Origin of the sequence: Kitasatospora sp. NPDC088351, from assembly GCF_040685575.1 — a bacterium.
Taxonomy (GTDB): Bacteria; Actinomycetota; Actinomycetes; order Streptomycetales; family Streptomycetaceae; genus Kitasatospora.
On record NZ_JBFBIL010000001.1, the window covers coordinates 31,023 to 53,515 of the forward strand.

The 22,493-nt window shown below is 65.8% G+C and carries 10 protein-coding genes and 1 pseudogene; 10 read left to right on the forward strand and 1 reads right to left on the reverse strand.

All coding sequences use genetic code 11. From position 1 onward, the window contains the following. Positions 1–449: 449 nt before the first annotated feature. The gene (locus tag AB0P06_RS00140; protein WP_363603831.1) at positions 450–1,469 is read right to left on the reverse strand and encodes a GIY-YIG nuclease family protein; all 1,020 of its coding nucleotides are present in this window, start codon (positions 1,467–1,469) and stop codon (positions 450–452) included. Positions 1,470–1,755: 286 nt separating this feature from the next. On the opposite strand from AB0P06_RS00140, the gene AB0P06_RS00145 reads away from it, so the two are divergent. The 10 genes and pseudogenes from AB0P06_RS00145 to drmC all read left to right on the forward strand — a co-directional run bounded on the left by AB0P06_RS00145 (position 1,756) and on the right by drmC (position 22,287). Continuing rightward, on the forward strand, positions 1,756–3,240 hold the full coding sequence (locus tag AB0P06_RS00145) for a DUF3375 domain-containing protein (RefSeq protein ID WP_363603833.1): 1,485 nt from the start codon (positions 1,756–1,758) through the stop codon (positions 3,238–3,240). Next, a complete protein-coding gene (locus AB0P06_RS00150) occupies positions 3,237–3,821 on the forward strand; it encodes a DUF4194 domain-containing protein (protein ID WP_363603835.1) in 585 nt (194 codons plus the stop codon). The genes AB0P06_RS00145 and AB0P06_RS00150 overlap by 4 nt, the downstream gene beginning before the upstream one ends. Then, a pseudogene (locus AB0P06_RS00155) lies at positions 3,818–4,030 on the forward strand (ATP-binding protein); the annotation flags it as partial. The gene AB0P06_RS00150 and the pseudogene AB0P06_RS00155, both read left to right, overlap by 4 nt. 3 nt (positions 4,031–4,033) lie before the next feature. Next, positions 4,034–7,246, forward strand: coding sequence for an SbcC/MukB-like Walker B domain-containing protein (locus tag AB0P06_RS00160; protein ID WP_363604191.1), 3,213 nt, complete (start codon positions 4,034–4,036; stop codon positions 7,244–7,246). Further along, positions 7,243–8,415: a Wadjet anti-phage system protein JetD domain-containing protein gene (locus AB0P06_RS00165; RefSeq protein ID WP_363603836.1), complete on the forward strand. Its 1,173-nt coding sequence runs from the start codon at positions 7,243–7,245 to the stop codon at positions 8,413–8,415. The genes AB0P06_RS00160 and AB0P06_RS00165 overlap by 4 nt, the downstream gene beginning before the upstream one ends. Positions 8,416–8,599: 184 nt before the next feature. Continuing rightward, complete coding sequence (drmD, locus tag AB0P06_RS00170) at positions 8,600–11,875, forward strand: DISARM system SNF2-like helicase DrmD (RefSeq protein WP_363603838.1); 3,276 nt, start codon at positions 8,600–8,602, stop codon at positions 11,873–11,875. Then, positions 11,875–15,957 carry a DNA methyltransferase gene (locus AB0P06_RS00175; protein WP_363603839.1) on the forward strand — a complete coding sequence of 1,361 codons (4,083 nt, stop codon included), beginning with the start codon at positions 11,875–11,877 and terminating at the stop codon, positions 15,955–15,957. Before drmD ends, AB0P06_RS00175 begins: the two co-directional genes overlap by 1 nt. A 155-nt stretch (positions 15,958–16,112) precedes the next feature. Continuing rightward, positions 16,113–19,574 carry a DISARM system helicase DrmA gene (gene drmA, locus AB0P06_RS00180; RefSeq protein WP_363603840.1) on the forward strand — a complete coding sequence of 1,154 codons (3,462 nt, stop codon included), beginning with the start codon at positions 16,113–16,115 and terminating at the stop codon, positions 19,572–19,574. Further along, entirely contained in the window at positions 19,571–21,445 is a 1,875-nt protein-coding gene (locus AB0P06_RS00185) for a DUF1998 domain-containing protein (protein WP_363603841.1), read from the forward strand. The genes drmA and AB0P06_RS00185 overlap by 4 nt, the downstream gene beginning before the upstream one ends. Continuing rightward, entirely contained in the window at positions 21,442–22,287 is an 846-nt protein-coding gene (drmC, locus tag AB0P06_RS00190; protein WP_363603843.1) for a DISARM system phospholipase D-like protein DrmC, read from the forward strand. The genes AB0P06_RS00185 and drmC overlap by 4 nt, the downstream gene beginning before the upstream one ends. The last annotated feature ends 206 nt before the right edge of the window (positions 22,288–22,493 follow it).

Here is a 22,493-nt window from a genome sequence, read left to right on the forward strand (position 1 = left end):
CAGGGGACGGTTGTCGATCCAGTCCTGCGCGTAGTCCTTGAACAGGACGCCTTGGAGGGGGGACGTGCGTGGTGTCCGGCGGCCATGGGCGAGATCGTCCTTGACGAGGGCCAGCCAGGTGATGGTTTCAAGTTCGGTGTCGAACGTCTCCGGGGACCGCTGTGTCTGGCCGTTACGGTCGGTGTAGCTCGCGCTCCAGCGGCCGGAGCGGTACTGGCGGGTGTTGCCGAAACCGTCGGCGGCTCTGCTTCTTCCTGCCAGTCATGATTCTGCCCTCCAGGGTGGGCGTCGAGCCGAGGGGCCGCGCCATTGCCGACCGATTCGCCGCGGGGCGGTGGCAAAACCGTCCCGATCACCTGATTCCAGTGAATACCTTCGGCGGGCTGCATGGAAAGGCATCACTCCAGCCGGCCTCGAATCAGCTATCACGGGGTCGGCTGTTCGAGGTGTCACTTCTTCGGGCGATGCTTCAGCTGAGGCATCCAGTACTCGGGCGGCTGGAGGTCTGCCGCCGCTGTGGCCCAGTCTCTCTGCGGATCTGGGTTGCGGGGGTCACGGGTGGGCGGGTCGTCAAGGTCGAGGACACGCCGCAGTGCTGCTGCCATCGCTGGGGAGGGGTCTCGAACAAGATCGTTCAGCAGGAGCGGCATGCCGAACGGGTTGGGCTGCGGGTTCCATGTCCGGCAGACGACCTGGCAGTGCCCGTAGGCTTCGAAGATGACGCTCTCGCAGTGCGTCGCGCTCTCTATGTCTCCGAGCCAAACGAGCCGGGTGCCGGGGGCGAGGCGCTCCCGTCCGATCAGGGTTCCGTTGCGAACCTCGCCGTAGCGGTCGAGGTAGGGCACCGGGTCGTCGTCACCGCCGGGGTCCTGGTTGCTGAAGCCGGCCACATGCCCGGGGTGATCAGCTCCACTGATCTCAAGGACGTCTCCGTCGGCGTGAGCCTGCCAGATGTCGAGGATCTCCGGCTCGCCGACTTCGAGAACATTGCCTTCAGCGTCGCCCTGCTGGATGTCGTGGATCTCCGGGGCGTCGTCGCTAGGGAAGGAGTATGCGATCAGAGCAAAGATCTGCCCTGCTCTCAGCGGGATGACCACACGGTCATCGGGGGATACGGGATGACGGTGCGGTGAGGGTGCCCACGAGGCGATTCCGGTTACCTGCTCCTGCGCGAGCTGGACGGCCTGAACGGCAGTCGCCTCGGGAACCCGGAAGAACTCCCGCTTCGAGGAGACTCGGTAGTCAACAAGAAGCTGGTGGGCCCGCTTCTCGACCGCCTCGTGCTTCAGCGTCCGCGTGCGGTAGGCGACTTGGTAGGGCAGCGGGACTGCTGTCCTCGACAGTTCGTGGGCCCGGTCCTCCGGAAGGCGGCCGGACCAGCCGATTTTGACAAGACCGGGCATCTCCGGATTAACCAGTACATATACAAATTTGGCCCTGTAGCCAGGCACCTGCTGCTTCCCCGGCATCTTCCGCTCCCCCAACCGAACAACGCATCGCGATGCGTTCGAATGCCAGCCAGCCTATGCCCGGCCACGGACATGGAGACGGGTGCGGTGTCGCGTGACCGACACCTGTCGGCCCGGCCGGCGGCCTGCGGTTCCGACGTCCATCGCCGCAGGAGATTTCCGATTGGGGAAAATGGTTCACATGTTCTATTTGCCTTGATTGTCAGTGGCTGCTTCTAGGGTGGGCGCCACCACCCGGGGTGCGAGCCGGGTACGGCGCTGAATCCATCGTGCAGGGTAGGTATGCGTGAAATACGACGATGTTGCCGGGTTGTCCAACCACCCGGCGTGGCGGCTGCTGTGTGCGGAGCATGCGCCGCTGGTGCTGGCGTTCTGCGGCACGGTCTTCGTTGACGAGAACGAGCGGGGGGTGCCCGAGGGCATCCTGGTCTCCCGTCTGGACGACCAGTTGTACGACCTCAACGAGCGGGGGCTGGGCCCGTTCCCGCGTCCCGCCTCGGAGTACCTGACTGAGTGGACGAACAACGGCTGGCTGCGCAAGTACTACCCGCCCGGCGAGGACGAGCCGCATTTCGACGCGACCAGCGCCCTGGAGAAGGCCGTCGCCTGGGTCCGGTCCCTGCCGGCGCGCTCGTTCATCGGTACCGAGTCCCGCCTGGGCACCATCGTCGACCTGCTGCGGCAGATGGCCTTCGGTACGGAGATGGATCCGCAGGCACGCATCGACGAGCTCAGCCGTGAACGGGACCAGATCGATGCCCGGATCGCGCGGCTGCGTGCGGGTGAGCTCGAGGTGCTGACGCCGTTCGCTCTGCTGGACCGGTACCAGCAGGTGGAGAGTATGGCGATCGACCTGCTGCGGGACTTCCGGGAGGTCGAGGGGAACCTGCGGGAGCTGGACCGGGGCTTCCGCCAGGACGTGGCGGGTGCCGAGGGCGGCAAGGGCGAGCTGCTGGCCTCCATCCTCATGGACCGGGAGATGATCGCCGACTCGGAGCAGGGCCAGAGCTTCCAGGCGTTCTTCGACTACCTCCTGTCGCCCCGCCGTCAGGAGGAGCTGCTGGATCTCCTGGAAGAGGTGAACCAGCTGCCGCAACTGGACGGCAAGACCAACAAGAATCTCCTCAAGATCCCGCGGGCGTGGCTCGAAGCGGCCGAGAGCACCCAGGACACGGTCCGGCAGCTCACCGAGCAGCTGCGCCGTTTCCTCACCGATCGGGGGCGGGAGGAGGACCGCCGGGTTCTGGTCCTGGCACGCTCCATCCAGCGCCACGTCACGGCGCTGGACGGCCGGCGCGACCTTCCGGGAATGGAGCTGGAGGTCCCGCAGGTGGACCTGGTCCTGCCGATGGAGCGGCGCCTGTACATGCCGGTCGAGCGGGCGGAGCTGGACAGCGCGGTGGACGAGTCGTCCGACGTGGCGGACGTGGACGTCTCGGAGCTGTTCGCAGGCCTGCATGTGGACGGCGAGGTGCTGGCCGGACAGGTGCTGGCGCTGCTCGAAGAGAGCCCGAGCGGTCAGGCGAATTTGGCAGCGGTCGTGGACCGCTTCCCGCTGACACTGGGGCTCGCCGAGCTCCTGACCTACTTCCAACTGCAGCGGCCGGGTCTGGACGTGGTGATCGACTCCGAGCAGACCCGCGAGGTGGTGTACGAGCGCGTCGACGCACCGGGGCAGAGCGCAGCTACGCACACCGTGGCCACGGTGCCGCAGGTGACCTTCGTGCTCAACGAGGGCGGCACGGCCGCCGGAGAGGTGGAACAAGCGTGAGCGACGCACTGTCCGTGCCCGTCGTGCATCTGCTGAAAGCCGGTGTGCTGTACCAGAGTGACGCGCCGGCGGTCTGGGAGCAGATCACCGCGCATCAGACAGCGATCGGCGACTACCTCCGGGTGATCGGCCTGGACGTCGTGGTCGACGTCGCGGAGGGCTACGCCTACACCCGGCAGCTCGACCCCGAGGCACGCGACGACGGTGTCACGATGCCGCGGCTGGTGACACGCCACCGGCTCTCCTTCGCCGTCAGCCTGATGCTGGTCCTCCTGCGCGGGCGTCTCGCGGAGAGCGACGCCACCTCCGGCGACACCCGCCTGCTGCTGTCCCGCGACGACCTTGTCGAGATGGTCCGCGGCTTCCTGCCGCCGCGCAGCAACGAGGCGCAGCTGGTTGACCAGATCGACAGCCACATCAAGAAGCTGTGCGACCTGAAGGCGCTGCGCCAGACCAAGCAGCCCGGCCTGTACGAGGTCCGACGGCACATCAAGGCTCTCGTCGACGCCCAGGTCCTCAGCGACTTCAACGACCTGCTTTCCACTTACCGCGAGACCATCACGCCGGAGGGCGACGAATGAGCACTACCACCACCACGGCAGCGTCCCTCATTCCCCGGCAGTCAGGGCCCGCCGACGGGTTTCCCGGCGTTGGCCCGGGTTTCAGGCTGGCCAGTCTGGAGGTACTCAACTGGGGCACGTTCCACCGGACCATCTGGAGTTTCGGGATCGATGGCCGCAGCGCTCTACTGACCGGTGGAGTCGGTTCCGGCAAGTCCACGTTGGTGGATGCGATGACCACCCTGCTGCTGCCGGCCAACAAGATCGCCTACAACAAGGCCGCCGGCGCCGACGCGAAGGAGCGGAACCTGCGCTCGTACGTGCTCGGCCACTACAAGACCGAGCGGGTCGAGGCGACGAACAGCACCCGCCCGATCCCTCTTCGCGGCTCCTCCTCCCACAGCGTGGTCCTGGGCGTGTTCACCAACTACACCCTCGGACTCCACGTCACACTCGCCCAGGTGTTCTGGGTTCCCGATGCCAACACGGGACAGCCGGACCGGTTCTACGTCACCGCCGACACCCCGATGTCCATCGGCGCGCACTTCACCGACTTCGGGAACGACATCAACGACCTGCGCCAGCGCCTGCGGCGCAACGGCGCGACGATCCACAACAGCTATCCGCCCTACGCGAAGACCCTGCGCCGCGGCCTCGGCATCCCCAGCGACCAGGCGCTGGACCTGTTCCACCAGACGGTGTCGATGAAGGCTGTGGGGAGCCTGGACGAGTTCGTCCGCGAGCGGATGCTCGAACCGTTCGACGCCGAGACCGAGGTCGACAAGATCGTCACGCACTCCAACGCGTTGACCGCCAGCCACAGCGAGGTCGTGCGGGCGAAGGCGATGATCGCCGTTCTCGGGCCGATCGTGCAGGCCTGCGACAAGTGTGACGAGATCCAGCGTGACATCGACGCGCTCAAGCGGCGCCGCGACGTCCTCCCGGTCTTCTTCGCCCAGCATCGCCATGACGCCCTGGGGAAGCGCGACACCGAACTGCACGGCCGCATCGAGGAGCTCGCCGCGCAGCAGGAGCGGCGCGAGGCGGACCTTGAGCTGCTCCGTCAGAGCGCCGATACCCTTCAGCGCCAGATCGACGGAGCCGGCGGGGAGAAGCTCGTCCGGCTGGACGCCCGGATCGGGGAGCTGCGAGGTGAGCGTGACCGGCGCCGCGGCCGAGCCGGCGAATACGCGGGCTGGCTCGGAACGGCCGGCCTGGAGCCGGTCAGCGACGCGGTGTCGTTCGGTGAACGCGCCGGCCAGATCGCCGAGGCGCGTGCGCACGCCACGCGCCTGGAGGAGCGGGAACGCGAGGAACTCGACACGCTGGCAGTGGGTCGCCACAACAACGACAAGGAGACGGGCGAAATCCGGCAGGAGATCACCAGCCTGCAGAGCCAGCGTTCCAGCATCCCCGCCAAGCTCCTCGCGCTGCGGCAGAGCCTCGCGGCCGAGGCGGGCGTCTCTGTCGATGAGCTCCCCTTCGCGGGAGAACTGATCCAGGTCCGCGACGACGAAGCCGTTTGGGCCGGCGCGGCCGAACGTGTCCTGCGCGGCTTCGCGCTGTCCCTTCTCGTCCCCGAAGCCCAGTACTCCCGGGTCTCGGAGTGGGTGAACGGACGGCACCTCGGATTGCGCCTGGTGTACTACAAGGTGCCCGCCCAGGTACCGGCCGCGGAGCTGCCGCAGGACCGGGACGTGCTGACCGGCAAGCTCGAACTCCGGCACGACAGCTGGGCGCGCAACTGGCTCGCCACACAGCTGAAGACCCGCGCCGACTACGTGTGCGCGGCCGACCTGGACGCCTTCACCCGCTCCGCCCGGCCCGCAGTGACGTGGCAGGGCCTGATCAAGGGCGGCGGCGGCCGGCACGAGAAGAATGACGCCACCCGCATCGACGACCGGAGCTCCTGGGTTCTCGGCTGGTCCAACCAGGCGAAGCTGGACGCGCTCCTCGCCAAGGCCGCCCAACTCACCAAGGAGAGCGCGGCCATCACCACGCGAACCAGCGAGATCGCGCGGCGGAAGAAGGAACGGGCCGGCATCGGTGAGGCCTTGACGCTCCTTGGGAACGTCTCCTCCTACAACGACATCGACTGGCGGACGTCCGTTGCCGAGCTCGAACAGGTGGAGCAGCAGAAGAACGACCTCGAGGCCGAGATCGGCCTCGACAAGCTCACTGCGAAACTCCACCGAACGAACACCAAGATCAAGAGCGGCCAAGACGCCGTCCGCGCCGGCGGCGAGAAGCTCGGCGGCATCCGCAACGAGCGCAGCAAGGTGACGGCCCAGCTCTCGGCGACCTCCGCGGTCCTCGAACAGTCCGACCTCGCCGCCCTGGCCGGCCACACGGGCGCGCTGGCGGCCTTCCTGCCGCCTTCAGCTCCGGAGGAGCGGCACCTGGAACTGTTGCAGACAGCGGAGGCCCAGGCGTTCGCCAGTATCAGCCGCACCGTCGAGAGCCAGCAGCGAGCCCTCCAGAACGCCGCCAGCGACGCCACGGCGCTGATGACGTCCTTCCGCGCCACATACCGCCAGGACGCGAACGACCTCGACAACACCCTCGGCTCCGCCAAGAACTACCGCGCGCTCCACGACCAGCTGGTCAGCGACAACCTTCCCAGGTTCGAGGCGCAGTTCCAGCACTACCTGCGCACCAACGTCATCCGCGACATCGCCTCGTTCCAGGCCCGCCTGCGCGTCCAGGAACAGGAGATCCGTGAACGCATCGGCGTCATCAACGAATCGCTGAAGGAGATCGACTACGGCCCCGGCCGCTACGTCCGCCTCAACGCCGTGCCCACCGCCAACGTCGAGATCCGGGACTTCCGGCGCGACCTGCTCGAATGCACCACCGACGCACTCGCCACCGAGACCGACAACGCGTACACCGAGGAGAAGTTCCTCCAGGTCAAGCGCCTCATCGACCGGTTCAAGGGCCGCCCCGACGAGACCGAGAGGGACGCGCAGTGGACCGCCCGCGTGACCGACGTCCGCCGCTGGTTCACCTTCTCCGCCAGTGAGTGCAGCCGTGCCGACGACACCGAGTACGAGGTCTACTCGGACTCCAGCGGCAAGTCCGGCGGCCAGAAGGAGAAGCTCGCCTACACCATCCTGGCGGCCTCCCTGGCCTACCAGTTCCGCATCGACCCCGAGGCGAAGAACGACAAGACGTTCCGTTTCGTCGTCATCGACGAAGCGTTCGGGCGCGGCGACGACGACGCCGCCCACTTCGGCCTGGGCCTGTTCCACCGGCTCGGGCTCCAGCTCCTCGTCGTCACCCCGCTGCAGAAGCTCCACGTGATCGAACCCCACGTCAGCCGCGTCGGGTACGTCTACAAGTCCGACGAGATCCACTCACGGCTGGCCACGCTCACCATCGAGGAGTACCGCGAGCAGAAGGCGGCGATTCACCAGTCGGCTTCTCAGCCGGAGGCCCGGTCGTGACCCCGCCGCAGTGGACCCGTCCCGACCAGGTCGTCGCAGTACTTCGCCGCAGGTGGACCAGCGGGCTCCACCTCGCCGCGGCCGCGCAGAATCTTCCCTTCGAGCCCATCGGCATTCCACTCAAGGGCCCCCTCGCGGCCGACGCCACCCAGCACTACGAACAGGCCCGGGAGTGGGCGGAATCCTGGGCAGCTGGCCGGCACCCCCGGCTGCGGATCCAGACGAAGAACATCGGGGGTCGCAACAACACCGCAGCGAACACCATCCCCGAGCGGGTCTGGGTCGACACCCGCGAAGACCTCTGGTCCCTCCTCGGAGTCGGCGCACAAGTCGGCCTGTTCGACGATCTCCACGCCCGCACCACTCGGCAAAACCCCCACCTCGCCCAGTGGATGGCCACCCACCCGATGAAAGTGCTCCAGGCCCACACCCACTGGCAGCAGCTCGTCGACACCGTGCACTGGATCCGGGACCACGAAAGCGGCCCGATCTACCTGCGACAGGTCGACGTCCCCGGCGTCGACACCAAGTTCATCGAAAGCAGCAAGGGCATTCTCGGCGAGCTCCTCGACCACGCCCTGCCCACCGGCCGCATCCACGCCAACGCTCCGAAGGGCGACTTCGCCGCGCGCTACGGCTTCCTCACCAAGCCACCCTACGTACGCCTGCGCTACCTCGGCAACCAGCTGGGCCCGTTCAGCGAGATCACCGTCCGCGCGAACGAGCTCACCGCACCACCCCCGGGCATCCGCACCGTCTTCGTCCTCGAAAACGAAATCACCTACCTGTCCCTGCCTGACGTCCCCGGCGCCATCGCCATCCTCGGCGCCGGCTACGCCGCCGCACTCCTGCGCTACCTACCCTGGCTCGCCGACATCGACCTTCGGTACTGGGGCGACATCGACACCCACGGCTTCGCCATCCTCAGCCAGGTCCGCCGCCACTTCCCCCACACCCGGTCGTTCCTCATGGACCGCGACACCCTCCTCGCCCACCGAGCACACTGGGGCGAGGAGAAGACCCAGACAGCCGAGACACCTGCCCACCTCACCCCGGACGAAGCCGAGGTGGACCGCGAGCTACGCCTCGGCACCCACCGGCCACGCCTACGCCTGGAGCAGGAACGCATCCCGATCCGAACAATCCTGTGGGCCCTCACCGCATCGTGAAGAGGGCCCTGCTCTGGCCCGGACGCACCCAACACCTTCATGAGGCTTAACCACACGGAACACTGGCCTCGAACGATAAGCTTGCTGGATGCTTCCGCTGGCTCGGCGGGACTGGGGTGAAGTCCTCGGTGTCTGTGTGCCAGAGGGTGCGCACCAACCAGAAGACCAGGAAGGCCGAGCCGACGTGCTTAACGAGACGGACCTGTTCGCGCAGGACGTGACAGTGCCGACCGTTGGCCAACTTGTCACGGTGCGTAATCGCTCATGGGTGGCTACAGCTGTGGAACGGTCCTCCATCACAGTCGAGCAGCCCGGCAGTCCTCTGCTCGCCGAAGCACAGCACCTGGTCTCCTTGGTTTCCGTGGACGGCGACGCCGGCAACGAGGAGCTTCGCGTCCTGTGGGAGCTTGAGCCCGGCGCCACAGCTCGCGAGCAGCACACCCTGCCGTCTCCCGAGGCTGGGTTCGACGATCCGGCAAAGTTGGATGCCTTCCTGGACGCGGTGCGCTGGGGCTCGGTGGCCACGGCGGACAAGACTCTGCTGCAGGCCCCTTTCCGTTCCGGGGTGAAGCCGGAGGACTACCAGCTCGACCCGGTGGTACGGGCGCTGCAGATGCCTCGTACGAACCTGCTGATTGCGGATGACGTCGGTCTTGGCAAGACCATCGAGGCAGGTCTTGTAATGCAGGAACTCATGCTGCGGCATCGCGCGCGGACGATGCTGATCGTCTGCCCTGCCTCGCTCACTCTGCAATGGCGCGATGAGATGCGGGACAAGTTCGGGCTCCCTTTCAAGATCGTAGATGCGGAGCTCCTGAAGGAGTTGCGGAGGTCACGCAGCCTGTACGCGAACCCGTGGACGCACTACCCGCGCTTGATCGTCTCGATCGACTGGCTCAAGCGGGATCGGCCCTTGGCGCTGCTGCGCTCGATCCTGCCGTCGGTGCCTCAGTACCCGCGCACCTTCGATCTGCTCGTGGTCGACGAAGTGCACACCTGTGCGCCCTCCGGTTCTGGAAAGTACGCGGTCGACTCGCAACGCACCAACGCGATCAAAACTCTTGCTCCGCACACCGAGCACCGCTTGTTCCTATCGGCGACCCCGCACAACGGCTACCTGGAATCCTTCACCGCGCTGCTGGCGCTGCTCGACAGTCACCGCTTCGCCCGCACCCTGGAGCCTTCGGAGGAGGCCAAGGCGCAGGTGATGGTGCGCCGACTGAAGCGGGACCTGCCGCCGATGTGGGACGGCCGTCCACGCTTTCCGGAACGGGACCTCGACCACCCTTTGGAGGTCGCCTACGACGCTGCCACACGTGATGCCTATGCGAAGCTCGACCTGTACGCCCAGTCCCGCCGAGAAGCGATCTCCGGACAGCTGATGTTGGAGGGTATGGCACCGAGCCGCGCGGCGGACTTCGTGGTCACACTGCTCAAACGTCGCTTCCTGTCCAGCCCGAAGGCGTTTGCCAACACGGTGGAGGCCCATCTGGGGACGATGCTCGCCCGGGCGCGGCAGGACACGGCCGAACGTGATGACGACCACAGCTCGTATACGGCGCTGGAGAAGGTCCTCGCCAAGATGATCGAGCAGCTGGAGGAGACAGCCGAGGACGACACCGCATTCGAGGCTGCTGCCCGGAGCGCTCTCGCCACTGCCCGCAAGTTCTCCCCCCCGCTGTCCGCCACCGAGAAGGCCCTGTTGGAGGGGCTAAGGGACTGGGGTCTGACCAACTCGGACAAGGCCGATAGTAAGTTCACCGCCTTCCTCGGTTGGCTGCGTGGAATCGTGCAGCATGACGGAGCCGACGGCGTGGCTGGCCGCTGGGACGGTGAGCGGGTCATCGTCTTCACCGAATACCGCGACACGCAACGCTGGTTGCATGAACGGCTGATTAGCGCCGGAGTTCCGAGCGAGGCCATTGCTCAGCTCTACGGCGGCCAGGACCTCGACGAGCGCGAGCGCGTCAAGAATGTCTTCCAGGACGACCTCGACGTCGACCCGGTCCGGATCCTGCTCGCAACCGACTCGGCAAGCGAGGGCATCAACCTGCAGAACCACTGCCATCGCGTACTGCACTGGGAAATCCCATGGAATCCCAACCGACTTGAGCAGCGCAACGGTCGAGTGGACCGGCACGGCCAGACCGCCGACAAGGTCGAGATCGTGCACTTCGTCCCTCAGGGTTGGGACCGCCAGCGCGAGGAGGACACCGGATTCACCGAGGGCACCCTTGAGGACGCGATGGCATTCCTCGGCGTCGCGGTGCGTAAGGTCGAACAGATCCGCACCGACCTCGGCAGCGCCGGCGAAGTGATCGCCAGTCAGGTCGAACAGAAGATGCTCGGCAAGCGCTCCAGCTGGCAGACAACCGACAGGGAGATCCAGCGGCGGGCCGGCAAGGCCGTGCTGAAGATCGAACGGAACCTGGCGCACGACCTGCAACAGGCCCAGGACCAGCTCACCCGCAGCCGCACCGAGCTGAATCTGAACGCACAGACGATTGAGCGTGTGGTGCGTACCGCACTGCGTCTGGCCCACAATAAGGACCTGATCGACGTCCCGTCGCCCAAGGGGGTCAACGCACGCTGCTTCAAGCTCCCGGAGCTGAAAGCGGGGTGGGCCCAGGCCCGAAACGACGGCCTGCGGCATCCGGTGAGCGGCAAGGAACGCCCGGTCACCTTCGAACAGGACTATGCCGGACGCACCGACGTCGTCCTGTTGCACCTGAACCACCGCCTGGTCGACCTGTGCCTGCGCCTGCTGCGCGCCGAACTGTGGTCCCAGGGTGAATACGGCGCACACCTATCCCGTGTCACCGCCCGGGTCGTCCCCGGTGATCTGCTGCGCAGCCCGGCAGTCATTGCTCACGGCCGTGTCGTGCTGACCGGGAACCGCGGTGTGCGCCTGCACGAGCAGATCGCTCTGGCCGGCGGCCTGATCGAGCACGGCAAACTGGCCGTGGAGAAGAATCCTGACGTCTTGGAGCGCTGGCTCGCTGCCGCCTCACAGGACGCACCACCGGCCGAAGTCCTCGAACGACTCACCGGGCTGTGGGGGGCCTTGGAAACCCCGCTGCGCAAGGCCCTGGCAGCCGAGTCGAACAAGATCGCACGCAAGCAGGGCAAGGTCCTCGAAAAGCGCTGCGAGGAGGACGTCAAGGCGATGCAGACGGTCCTGACCGAGCTGGAACGCAACATCCGGGAGTCCCTCGACGAGAACCCGCAATGGCGCCAGGGTTCACTGCTCACTCTCGAACCGGAACGCGAGCAGCTGACGAAGGACCACGCCGAACTGAATGCACGCCTCACCGCCATCCCCGGGCAGCGCGAATCCGAGGCTGCTGCCCTGCGCCACCGCTACGCCGATCCGGTCGCCCGCCGATTCCCCGCCGCGGTCACCTTCCTCGTCCCTGCCTCATTGACCGTAGGCACTCCCGCACACCAGGCAGGTCGCTGATGCCACCCCGTACTCGCTCTCCGAAGTCGCCCCAGCAGAAGCCGATCGAGCAACATGCCGAGTGGCTCAACCTGCTGCGCCCGGACGGCCCATTCCTCACGGCGAAGATCCTTGCCGAGGCGTTTCCTCAGGGTCTCGGCGTTGTCGAAACGCCGCTGCGCGCGCGCACCCGACAGGCGTGGGCGGAGCTCGAAGCCGACCCGGCGACCCTCTGCTCCGTCTGGCAGAATCTGGTCCTGGACGAGCTGCTCGACTACCGGGGCCAGGTACTGCGCCAGGGCTCGATGCTGCCGCGCGAGCTGTCCGACGGTTCCGGCACGGCCCCCGACGCGCTGCTCATGGGTCCGGCCGACCCCACCAGCGGCCTGCACGGCGCTGCCGAACGCGCCCTGATCTACCGGCGCCCGTGGGGCGAGTCCCTCACCCGCGCCCGGAAGGGCCTGCCGTCATTGGCAGAACAGGCCGCCGAGCTCTGTCGGCGACGGGCCGTGCCCCTCGCACTGCTTAGCAACGGCCGTCTGTGGGTCCTCGTCCACGCCCGCCCGTCAGTGCCGACCTCTGTCGCGATCTTCGACGCCGACATCTGGTTCGATGAGCCGCTGCTCCTGCGCGCCTTCGTCACGCTCCTCGGCGCCCGCTGCGCCGCGATCGCGCCGAAGGACCGCGATGGCAACGACACCGATTCCCTCGCCGCCCTGTTCACCCGCACCGCCGCCGACACCACCACCGTCACCAAGACCCTCGGCCGGCAGGTCCGGGCAGCCGTGGAACTCCTCGTGGCGGAACTCTCCCGGCTTGACCGCGAGGCTGATGGCACAGTGCTGGAAGGTGTCGCTCCACGAACTGTCTACCGTGCAGCCCTGACGGTGATGATGCGCATCGTCTTCCTCCTCTATGCGGAAGAACAGGGGTTGTTGCCTGCCGACGACGAGCTGTATGCGGACTCGTACGCGGTCACCAAGCTCTACGATCGTCTCGACCAGGACGACGCCGCGATCGCGGACCGTTGGCAGGCTGCGTGGCCTACTCTGCTTGCCACCTTCCGTGCTGTGCACGGTGGCGCGCGCCACCCGGACATGTGGATCCCCGCATACGGCGGATCACTGTTCGATCCGAACCGGTTTCCGTGGCTGGAACGGTTGAAGGTCACCGATCGCGTCGTATTCGCCATGCTCGACGCGCTGATCAAGCTCAAGCGCATTACACTGGCAGGCAAGGTCACTTCGACGGAACACTTGTCCTATAAGGGCCTTGATGTCGAACAGATCGGCCACGTCTACGAAGGCCTGCTCGAACACTCCGCCGTCCGGCTCAACGAAACCCATCTCGGGCTCAAGGGCAAGGCCAGCATCAACGTCAAGCTCGCCGACCTCGAAGCCTGGCAAACGAGCGGACGTCTTCAGGCCGAGACCACCAAGCTCGCCGACCTGACGGCAAAGCAATTCACCTCTGCGCTGACAACCAAACCGACCGGCGCAGCGATCGGCACACTTGACGCGGCCTGCGACAACAACCCCGAGCTCGCAGCTCGCGTCCGGCCGTTCTTCGGCCTCCTGCGCTCCGACCTTCGCGATGAGCCGATCGTCCACCCTGAGGGGACGGTCATCGTCACCCAGGTCGGCGACCGCCGTGACTCCGGCACCCACTACACCCCACGCGTCCTTGCCGAGGAGATTGTCCTCCACACCCTCGACCCGCTCTGTTTCTCACCCGGCTCACCAGAGGGAATCCCGAGGCCTGCCGACGGCACCCAGCCAGCGGAGTGGCGAGTGCGGCCGGCCTCGGAACTGTTGGCGCTCAAGATCCTCGATCCTGCAATGGGTTCTGGCGCATTCCTCGTCTCCGCCTGTCGGTACCTGTCAGAGCGCGTCGTCGAGGCGTGGGAGCGCGACGAGATTCCGACAGGAGTCTCCGAGCGCTTGGGTGAGCAGCGTGACGACCGGGACGCCCTGCTCCTCGAAGCTCGCCGTATGGTCGCCGACCGCTGCCTGTACGGTGTCGACATCGACGAGATGGCGGTTGAGCTCGCGAAGCTCTCGCTGTGGCTGGTGACCCTCGCGAAGGGGCGACCTTTCAACTTTGTTGATCACGCTCTGCGGTGTGGGGATTCGCTCATTGGCTGCCTAACGGTCGATCAGATCGAGGCGTTTCACCTCAAGCCCAGCGAGGGTCGGATGAAGCTCCGCCTCACTGATGAGCTCGACAAGGTCATCGGCCCCTTGCTGTCGCAGGCCGCGGAACTGCGCCGTGACATCGAAGAGCACGAGGTGATCGACATCCGAGATGCGCGGACGAAGGCAGCGAAGCTCGCCAAGGCCGAGTCGCTGACCGAAAGACTGCGGCTTGCCGCGGATACCGTGGTCGGTGCAAAACTGTCTACCGCCACTACCAAGTCCGACGATGCCTACAACGATCGCCTCGCCTCCATTGCCGACCTCGTCGAGCGGGCGCTCCTGGGCGACGAAGACTCAACCGTCAAGGCACGCGCCATCGTCGACGACTGGCTACTTGGCCCCAGTGACGGGCCGCGAAACACCCGCCTGCGCCCGCTACACTGGCCGCTGGAGTTCCCGGAGATCATCGCCGACCCCCTTCGTGGAAACCGTCGTTTCGACGCGGTGGTGGGCAACCCGCCGTTCATCGGTGGCACCGAGATCAGCGGCCGAATTGGCAAGGACGTTCTCGGTTACATTGGGCAGGTAGTCTCTGACGGATTTACTGCTGGCGGACGTGCTGACCTTTGCACTTATTTCCTGCTGAGGAACTTGCAACTGGCCCAGGGGCGGCGGACTGGACTCATCGCCGTAAACACCATCGCACAGGGTGATTCGAGGGAAGTCGGCCTCGCGAGGGCAGCAACTCATGACAGGAAGATCTTCCGTGCGATCAAATCTCAGCCCTGGCCTGGCGAGGCGAGCGTTTATGTCTCACTAATCTGGCTCGGTGATACTGGAGAAAATGAAGAGGCTATTCTTGGTGGAATTTCTTCCCCCAGCATCAGCTCGAATTTGACTAAGCCGTCCCGAGTATCGGGGGCGCCCCGCTTGCTAGCCGCCTACACCGGCCAGGCCCCCAATGGATATCAGGTTCGCTCACCATTTGTTATTGATGACACGCAGGCCCAGAAGATGCTTGCCGCGAACACCAGCAATATGCAAGTGATCTTTCCATACATCACCGGCGATGAGGTAAATAACCGCCCCGATTCATCGGCAACGCGTTGGGCTATTGACTTCAATGACATGCCAATCGAGAGAGCTCGGGATTTCCCGGAGGTTTTCAGCTTTCTCGAACATCGAATTCAACCGAGTCTAACGTCCGGGACGGAAAGCGCTTCCCGTTGGTGGCAGCACCACCGTCGACGTCCTGAGTTGCGCGAGGCCATCGCTAGCTATCGTCGTGTACTCGTGATGGGACGTATGAGCAAATATGGAATGCCGAGCATCATCCCAAACGGGCAGGTCTTCTCTGACCAGCTGGTGGTCTTCTATACGCCTCACCATGAATCCATGCTCGCGCTCCTGACGAGTGCCTGGCACTTTAACTGGTGGACCGTCAAGGGCGAGTCGACGATGAAATCAGACCCGCGCTACACCCCTTCTGACGGCTTCGACACCTTCCCTCAACCGGACCTCACTCCCCGCATCCGCGCAGCTGGCGATGACCTGAACATCTACCGTCGCCATGTTCAGCTGACGCGAAACCCGCAACTCGGCATGACCGACCTCTACAACGAGGTGCACCGCCCGGCGAATCTTGACGCCGATATTCAGCGGCTACGCGAGATCCACGTCGAGATCGACGAGGCCGTCGCCGAGTCATACCTCGCGCACCCCCTCGCCGCGCAGTTCGGCTGGACGCCGCTCGCGCTGAACCATGACTTCCACGAGACCGTCCACGGCTTGCGCTGGACCGTTGACCCCGATGTACAGATCGAGATGAACGACCGTCTGCTCGAACTGAACCACGCCCTCTATGAGGACGAGGTCCGCCGTGGCCTCCACAGCAAGAAGGGGCCTGCCAAGCCGAAGAAGACCACCGCCCCGAAGCCGTCCCAAGACCCCGGGGCGGGGCTCTGGTAGCGGCGCCCACCCCCCAACGTCACGTGCAGCTCACACCTCGGCTGTGATCTGCCCCGCTCTGTCACTGCAGCGTCCTATTGTGGTGACCTATGAGCGCTAAGTTGCCGTCTACGACGTCGAGCGAGCCGGTCCTGACTGTCCCGTCCCCTGGCGTAGTGCGGGACGAGCTGGCCGAGCTGGTGGTCCGGGACCTGCTCGGGCCGGTGGGCGGCGACGTGGAGGAGGTCGCGGACTCACCGACCGATTGGTACGTCCTCGGCCGGCTTGCGCCGAACGGCACCGCGATCCTTCCGGAGGAGCAGGACGCCTCGCTCAGTGACAGCAGACTGCCAGGTGCTGATGAAGGATCACCGGACGCGGATGCGCCGAACGTGCCGAGCCTCAGCCCCTCCTCGATCGGGTTCACGGCGCGCGTGCGAGGTGACGTCGAGTCCCTTGAGGTGGCCGGCGCATGGGCACGCTATATTCGCGCGCATTCGACGGACCCGAGCATCGAGAAGCTGATCTGGCGGCGCAAGCAGCACTCCGGCAGCGTGCCGATCAAGCTCGTTGAGGGGTCCGTCGAGCGGCTCGTACTCGACACCGAGGACGCGCAGATGGTATTGCGCGGACGCGTCCGCCGCTTCCAGAGCGACTGGCTGGTCACGTTGTTCCTGGTCAACACCACCGAGACCGACTCCAACTCCGCGCTGCACTGGGCCTTCCAGGCCGAACTGTCGGCGACTGGGGTGGATGGCGCGGCCGTATTCCTGCCTCGGCACGAACCCGGTTCCGGTGGCGACACTGCCGACCGGGGTGAGCAGCGGCGTCTGGCGATGGCGTACCGCTTCAGCCCGGAGTTCGCCGTGGGGCACGCCACCGGCGTACACGCAACAGCGAGTAGCGCTGATCCCATGACGGCCATCACGGTTCAAACGAAGGCCGCGCCGGAGTACGACATTGCGCACACCGACGCCCCGTCCCTTGACGCAGACCCAGACCTGCCGGAGCTGGCCAACCTGTTGGTCGACATGAAGTTGCTGGCCGCCGGCGGAACGGAGGAGCTGCGTGCGGGGCTGATGCCATTGGTGGGCGGATATCGAGCGTGGATCAGCCAGGCCGAGGAACGGATTGGACAGAAAGGTCAGCATCTCGACGAGTACAGGGTCCAGGCCGGTGAGGCGCTGACGGAGGCAAAGCGAGCAGCTGACCGAATTGAGGCGGGTATCGAGCTGGTTCTCAGGGATGCTGACGCCTTGGCCGCGTTCCGGTTCGCGAACAGCGCGATGCACCTGCAGCGCATCCACACCCGGGTCGCCGCGGCCCGGCGTCGTGATCAACATCGCGACGCACAAGAGATTTTTGTTGAGGAGGACCAGCCGAAGAACCGGTCTTGGCGTCCTTTCCAGCTCGCGTTCCTGCTGTTGAACCTTCCCGCTCTGACAGATCCGGCCCACCCGGAGCGCGCCACGGGGGCCGAGGCGGTGGCAGACCTACTGTGGTTCCCCACTGGTGGTGGCAAGACGGAGGCGTACCTCGGCCTGACCGCCTACACCCTCGCCATCCGTAGGCTGCGACCGAACCTCGGTGGCCTCGACGCCGGCCACGGGATTGCGGTCCTCATGCGCTACACCCTGAGGCTGCTGACAATCCAGCAGTTCCAGCGTGCTGCCGCACTGATCTGCGCGTGCGAGGTCCTGCGTCGAGCAGACGAGACGCGATGGGGAGCGGAGCCGTTCCGAATCGGCCTGTGGGTCGGCGGGAAGGTCTCCCCGAACACGACCGACAAGGCCAATGACTGGGTCAAAGACGTGCGTCGGGCCAGTGGACGGCCCAACCAGAACTCGGGCACGCCTTACCAGCTCACCAGTTGCCCATGGTGCGGTACGAAGATCGAGAAGGGGCGCGACGTCGATGTCGACATGACCCTTCGCCGCACCTACCTGCGGTGCCCGGACATGTTCTCCTGTCCCTTCGGCCGTTGGGACCCGCATGGGGAAGGCCTGCCAGTCGTCGTAGTCGACGAGGAGATCTATCGGGTGCTGCCGAGTCTGGTCATCGCGACAGTCGACAAGTTCGCACAGCTGGCGTGGAACGGGCGCACACAGGCCTTGTTCGGGCGGGCCTCACGGCTCTGTTCCCGGCATGGGTACGTCACGGCTCAGATCGCGGAGGAGGAGTGGGAAGCCAGCAGCCATCTCGCGGAGGGGCGTCATCCCTCCGCAGAACTCACCGCAGCCCCGCGGGTGCGTCCGCCGGACCTGATCGTGCAGGACGAGTTGCACCTGATCTCCGGCCCCCTTGGCTCACTGACCGGCCTGTACGAGGCAGCAGTCGACCGATTGGCCACCTGGGAGTATGCGCCGGGCAAGACCGCGCGGCCCAAGGTGATTGCTTCGACGGCCACTGTCCGCCGCGCGGAGCGGCAGATCCATGCGCTCTTCGACCGGCGTACCGAAGTCTTCCCGCCGCAGGGCTTGGAGATTGGCGACAGCTTCTTCGCTCGGCAGCGGCCTACTGAGTCTCACCCCGGGCGTCGTTACATCGGGATCTGTGCGCAGGGGGTGCGCACGAAGTCCACGATGATCCGGGTGTATGTCGCCGTACTCGCCGCTGCACAGACCGTGCATAAGAAGTACGGACACAATCCGGTGACCGATCCGTACATGACGCTGGTTGGCTACTTCAACAGCCTGCGGGATCTCGGCGGCATGCGCCTCTCGGTCGAGGACGACGTCTCCACCCGACTTGAACGCATCAACGAACGCGGTCTGTCCAGGCGTTACGACCTGCGGCTCGAGGAACTCACCTCACGCCTGACTTCGGAGAAGATCCCGGATATTCTCCAACAGCTCGAGTACACCTTCCCCAGGGCAAACAGGCTGACGCCGATCGACGTTCTCCTCGCCACCAATATGATCGCCGTTGGAGTCGACGTCTCCCGGCTTGGCGTGATGGTCGTCGCCAACCAGCCCAAGTCCACGGCCGAGTACATCCAGGCAACGAGCCGCGTCGGCCGTGCCGCCCCCGGTCTTGTCTTCACGGTCTTCAACTGGGCCCGGCCACGTGACCTCTCCCACTACGAGACCTTCGAGCACTTTCACGCCACCGTGTACCGGCACGTCGAAGCCCTGTCAGTTACTCCGTTCGCCGAGCGAGCCATAGACCGTGGCCTGACCGGCGTCCTGGTAGCGCTGGCCCGCAACCTGGAGGCCAGTGACAACGGAAACCTCGGCGCGCAGACCTTCGACACACGGAGCCGGACGGCCGACCACATCGTGCGCTACCTGGAACGCCGCGCCGGCGAGGTAGCAACCGATCGCAACATCGCGGCCCGGGTACGGGAGGAACTCGACAACATCCTGGATCTGTGGGCCCGCGAGCAGCGACGCCCGGCGACTCGGCTGGTTTTCGACGCGAAGGGCAAGGCCGACGACATCGTCAGCCTGCTCCATAGCCCAGACTCCGGCCCGTGGAAGCGCACGACTTGTCCGACATCGCTACGCGAAGTCGAGCCAGGCATCCGACTGGTTCTACGAACTGCGCCAGGCAGCGCCGAGGACCATGAACAGCATCCGTTTCTCCCACGCACGAGCACGGACGTCGGCGGCGCCGCACACGAAGGGGACTTCTCATGACGAGCGTGGCAAGCGGATCGCGGTCGACGACCGACCTGCGGGTCGGGGAGCTGAGGCCCAGCCAACTGCTCCACACGTACGGCGTCGGCGCAGTCGCGGACCTGCCGAACCTCTCGGTGATGATCCTCGGGCTCGACGAGTGGGAGTTGGAGCAGGCAGCAATCGTGCCGGAAGAGCGGCTGCTCGCCGCGGTGCGCAGTAAGCTCGGCCCCCAGGTGCAGAACCTGCGGATGCCGCCGTACACCCCGGAGGACCCGAACGACTTCAGCGGCGCGTGGTCGCGGATCGGCGTCCCGGTCGCGGTCTTCCCTGGCTGGTTGCGATGCACCGACAACCGCTGCAACCGGTTGGCTCCAGCCGACTCCGGGCTCTTTCATCTGTTGCCCAACAGCGTGGCTCCCGACCAGACCCGGTTCGTCCACTCCTGCCGCGAGACCGGCCGCAAACGGCCGACCGCTGTGCCGGCCCGATTCGTCTCCGCCTGCCCCGCCGGCCACGTGGACGACTTCCCATGGATGTACTTCGTCCACCGCGGGGAGCCGTACGGACCGGACCACACGCTCAAGCTGGTCGAGCGGGGCACGACGGGTGAGGCTGCGAACATCTTCGTGGAATGCTCCTGTGACGGGGTCAAGGCCCGGTCCATGGCAGAGGCAATCGGCACTCGCAGTGAAATGGTGCTGCCGGCCTGCCGAGGGCGGCACCCGCATCTGGGGACTTTCGAGCCTTGCTCCGAGCAGACGCGAACCATGGCCTTGGGTGCCACAAACGGCTGGTTTGCGATGCAGCTCCGGGTCTTCTCCCTTCCGCACGCTGAGAACCCCGTGGACAGTGCAGTCGCAGAGCACTGGGCCGGGTTGCAGGTCGTGGCACAACTGCCGCACGAGACAGCGCGCTTGGTCCTGCCGACTCAGGTGATGTGGCCTCAGCTCGAGCGATTCGGTGCGGACGAAGTTCTGAACTCGATCGCGCGGCATCAGGCCGGGAACCGGAGCGGTGTCGTCGAGACCGCTGACGCGTTGGACATCGCTGGGCCGGAATGGCTTGCCTTCACCGGCGGCCCGCAGAACCACCCCGACTTCAGTGTCAGCAACGAAGCCGTACCGTCCTCGCACCGCGACTGGCTCAGTCAGGTACGCCTCGTCAAGCGGCTGCGCGAGGTATCCGCCCTCTATGGGTTCAGCCGGATCGACGCACCGGAATGGGGTTCTGCGACCAGCGGCGGCCTGGCGCTGGAGGAGAACCGCGCACCGCTCTCCAGCTCAGTGCCGAGCTGGGTGCCGTGTGCGGAAACCCGTGGGGAGGGCATCTTCCTGCGTTTCGACGAGCAGCAGGTCGCGGCTTGGGAGCAGGACCCGAACGTCATCAGACGTGCCGGCACCCTGATGGCGGCGCACCAGAAGTGGTGCGCCCAGCGTCGGACCGATGCGGAATGGCCTGGCATCCGCTACCTCCTCCTTCACACCTTCGCCCACGTCCTGATCCGCGAGTTCGCCCTGGAATGCGGTTACGGCGCTTCCGGAATCGGCGAGCGGATCTACGCCCGCTCCGGCAGTGATCCCATGGCCGGAATCCTGCTCTACACGGCAGCCCCCGATAGCGAAGGCACCCTCGGTGGCCTGGTCACTCTCGGGGGACAGCATCGGCTCGGCGCGCTGATCGACCAAGCCCTCGAGGCCGCGCGGTTGTGCGGCTCGGACCCCTTGTGCGCTGACCACAACCCGGTCGCCCACGGCCGTCTGCACGGCGCAGCCTGCCACGCCTGCCTGTTCGCTGCGGAGACATCATGCGAACGAGGCAACCACTTCCTGGACCGCGAACTGCTTGTCGAGACGTTCAGCGGCCGACCAGGAGGATTCTTCACAACATGACCGGTCGTGACACGGGCCGAACCGTACCGGTCCTGCCCGAAGTACTCTCCGAGCTCGTCACCAGCCTCCCGACGACGCACCTCACCGCCTGGATCGGCGTCCTACGTACCCTCGCCACCCCCGACGAACGGACCGAGGCACGTCTCATCGCCGCGCACCCAGGCGCGGGCCTCGGGCCGCGCGCCGCCCTGCTGCTGTCCTCCTGGACAGCAACGGATCCGCAATTGCCTGGGCCGGCACTCGCCCTGGCCCTCCAAACTGCCAGCATCCGGTACGAGCAGGACCTTGCCACGCACCATGTCGAGATCGCAGTCTCGGGCCCCATGAGCGACGCAGTGCCGGTTAGGCTCACTGCATCCGTGGCGATCGATGTGATCCGGACAGCCATCAGCACGCTTCTGGTCACCAGTTACGCTGCCTTCGGCATCCGGGAGATTGTCCGCGAGATCCAAGCCGCGGCAGATCGCGGCGTCAGTGTGGACCTGGTCCTGGAGACTGCACACACTTCCGGCGGCAGACTGCATGGGAGCACTGACGGGCGGACTGCGCTCCACGAGCTGCGCTTTCATCCAGATGTTCGCCTCTGGCAATGGGCGAATGATGAGCGGCACGGACCCGGTGGCAGACGCGGCAGCATGCATGCCAAGGTTATTGCCGCTGACCAAAGCATCGTTCTGATAGGAAGCGCCAATCTCACCGACAGCGCGTACAGCGACAACCTGGAGGTTGGCGCGATTATCCGTGACAACAAGGCAGTTTCCCACCTCGTTGATCACTTCAGGGCTCTGATGCATTCGGGGGGCGGCCCTTTGGTTCGACTCCCCTGGACCAATCACCAGTGAGGATCCTCGGCTAGGTAACTGATTAAGCATCAGCACTGGATAGATGCTGGCCATGTAGCTGATCGGGCGATGATGTTTCTGGCATTGCTCTTGGAGATCGCACGTTTGACGACGCGGGATCTATAGTTCCCACCGCCAGCAGAAACACGGCTTCGGCCGCGAGGGTCATCGCACGACCAGCCCCTCAGGGGCCACTGCATCTAAGA

Excerpts from the sequence above, each read along its gene's own strand:
- AB0P06_RS00140 (WP_363603831.1), bottom strand. The coding sequence starts at position 1,469 with ATGCCGGGGAAGCAGCAGGTGCCTGGCTACAGGGCCAAATTTGTATAT.
- AB0P06_RS00160 (WP_363604191.1), top strand. The coding sequence starts at position 4,034 with ATGACCACCCTGCTGCTGCCGGCCAACAAGATCGCCTACAACAAGGCC.
- AB0P06_RS00175 (WP_363603839.1), top strand. The coding sequence starts at position 11,875 with ATGCCACCCCGTACTCGCTCTCCGAAGTCGCCCCAGCAGAAGCCGATC.
- AB0P06_RS00185 (WP_363603841.1), top strand. The coding sequence starts at position 19,571 with ATGACGAGCGTGGCAAGCGGATCGCGGTCGACGACCGACCTGCGGGTC.
- drmC (WP_363603843.1), top strand. The coding sequence starts at position 21,442 with ATGACCGGTCGTGACACGGGCCGAACCGTACCGGTCCTGCCCGAAGTA.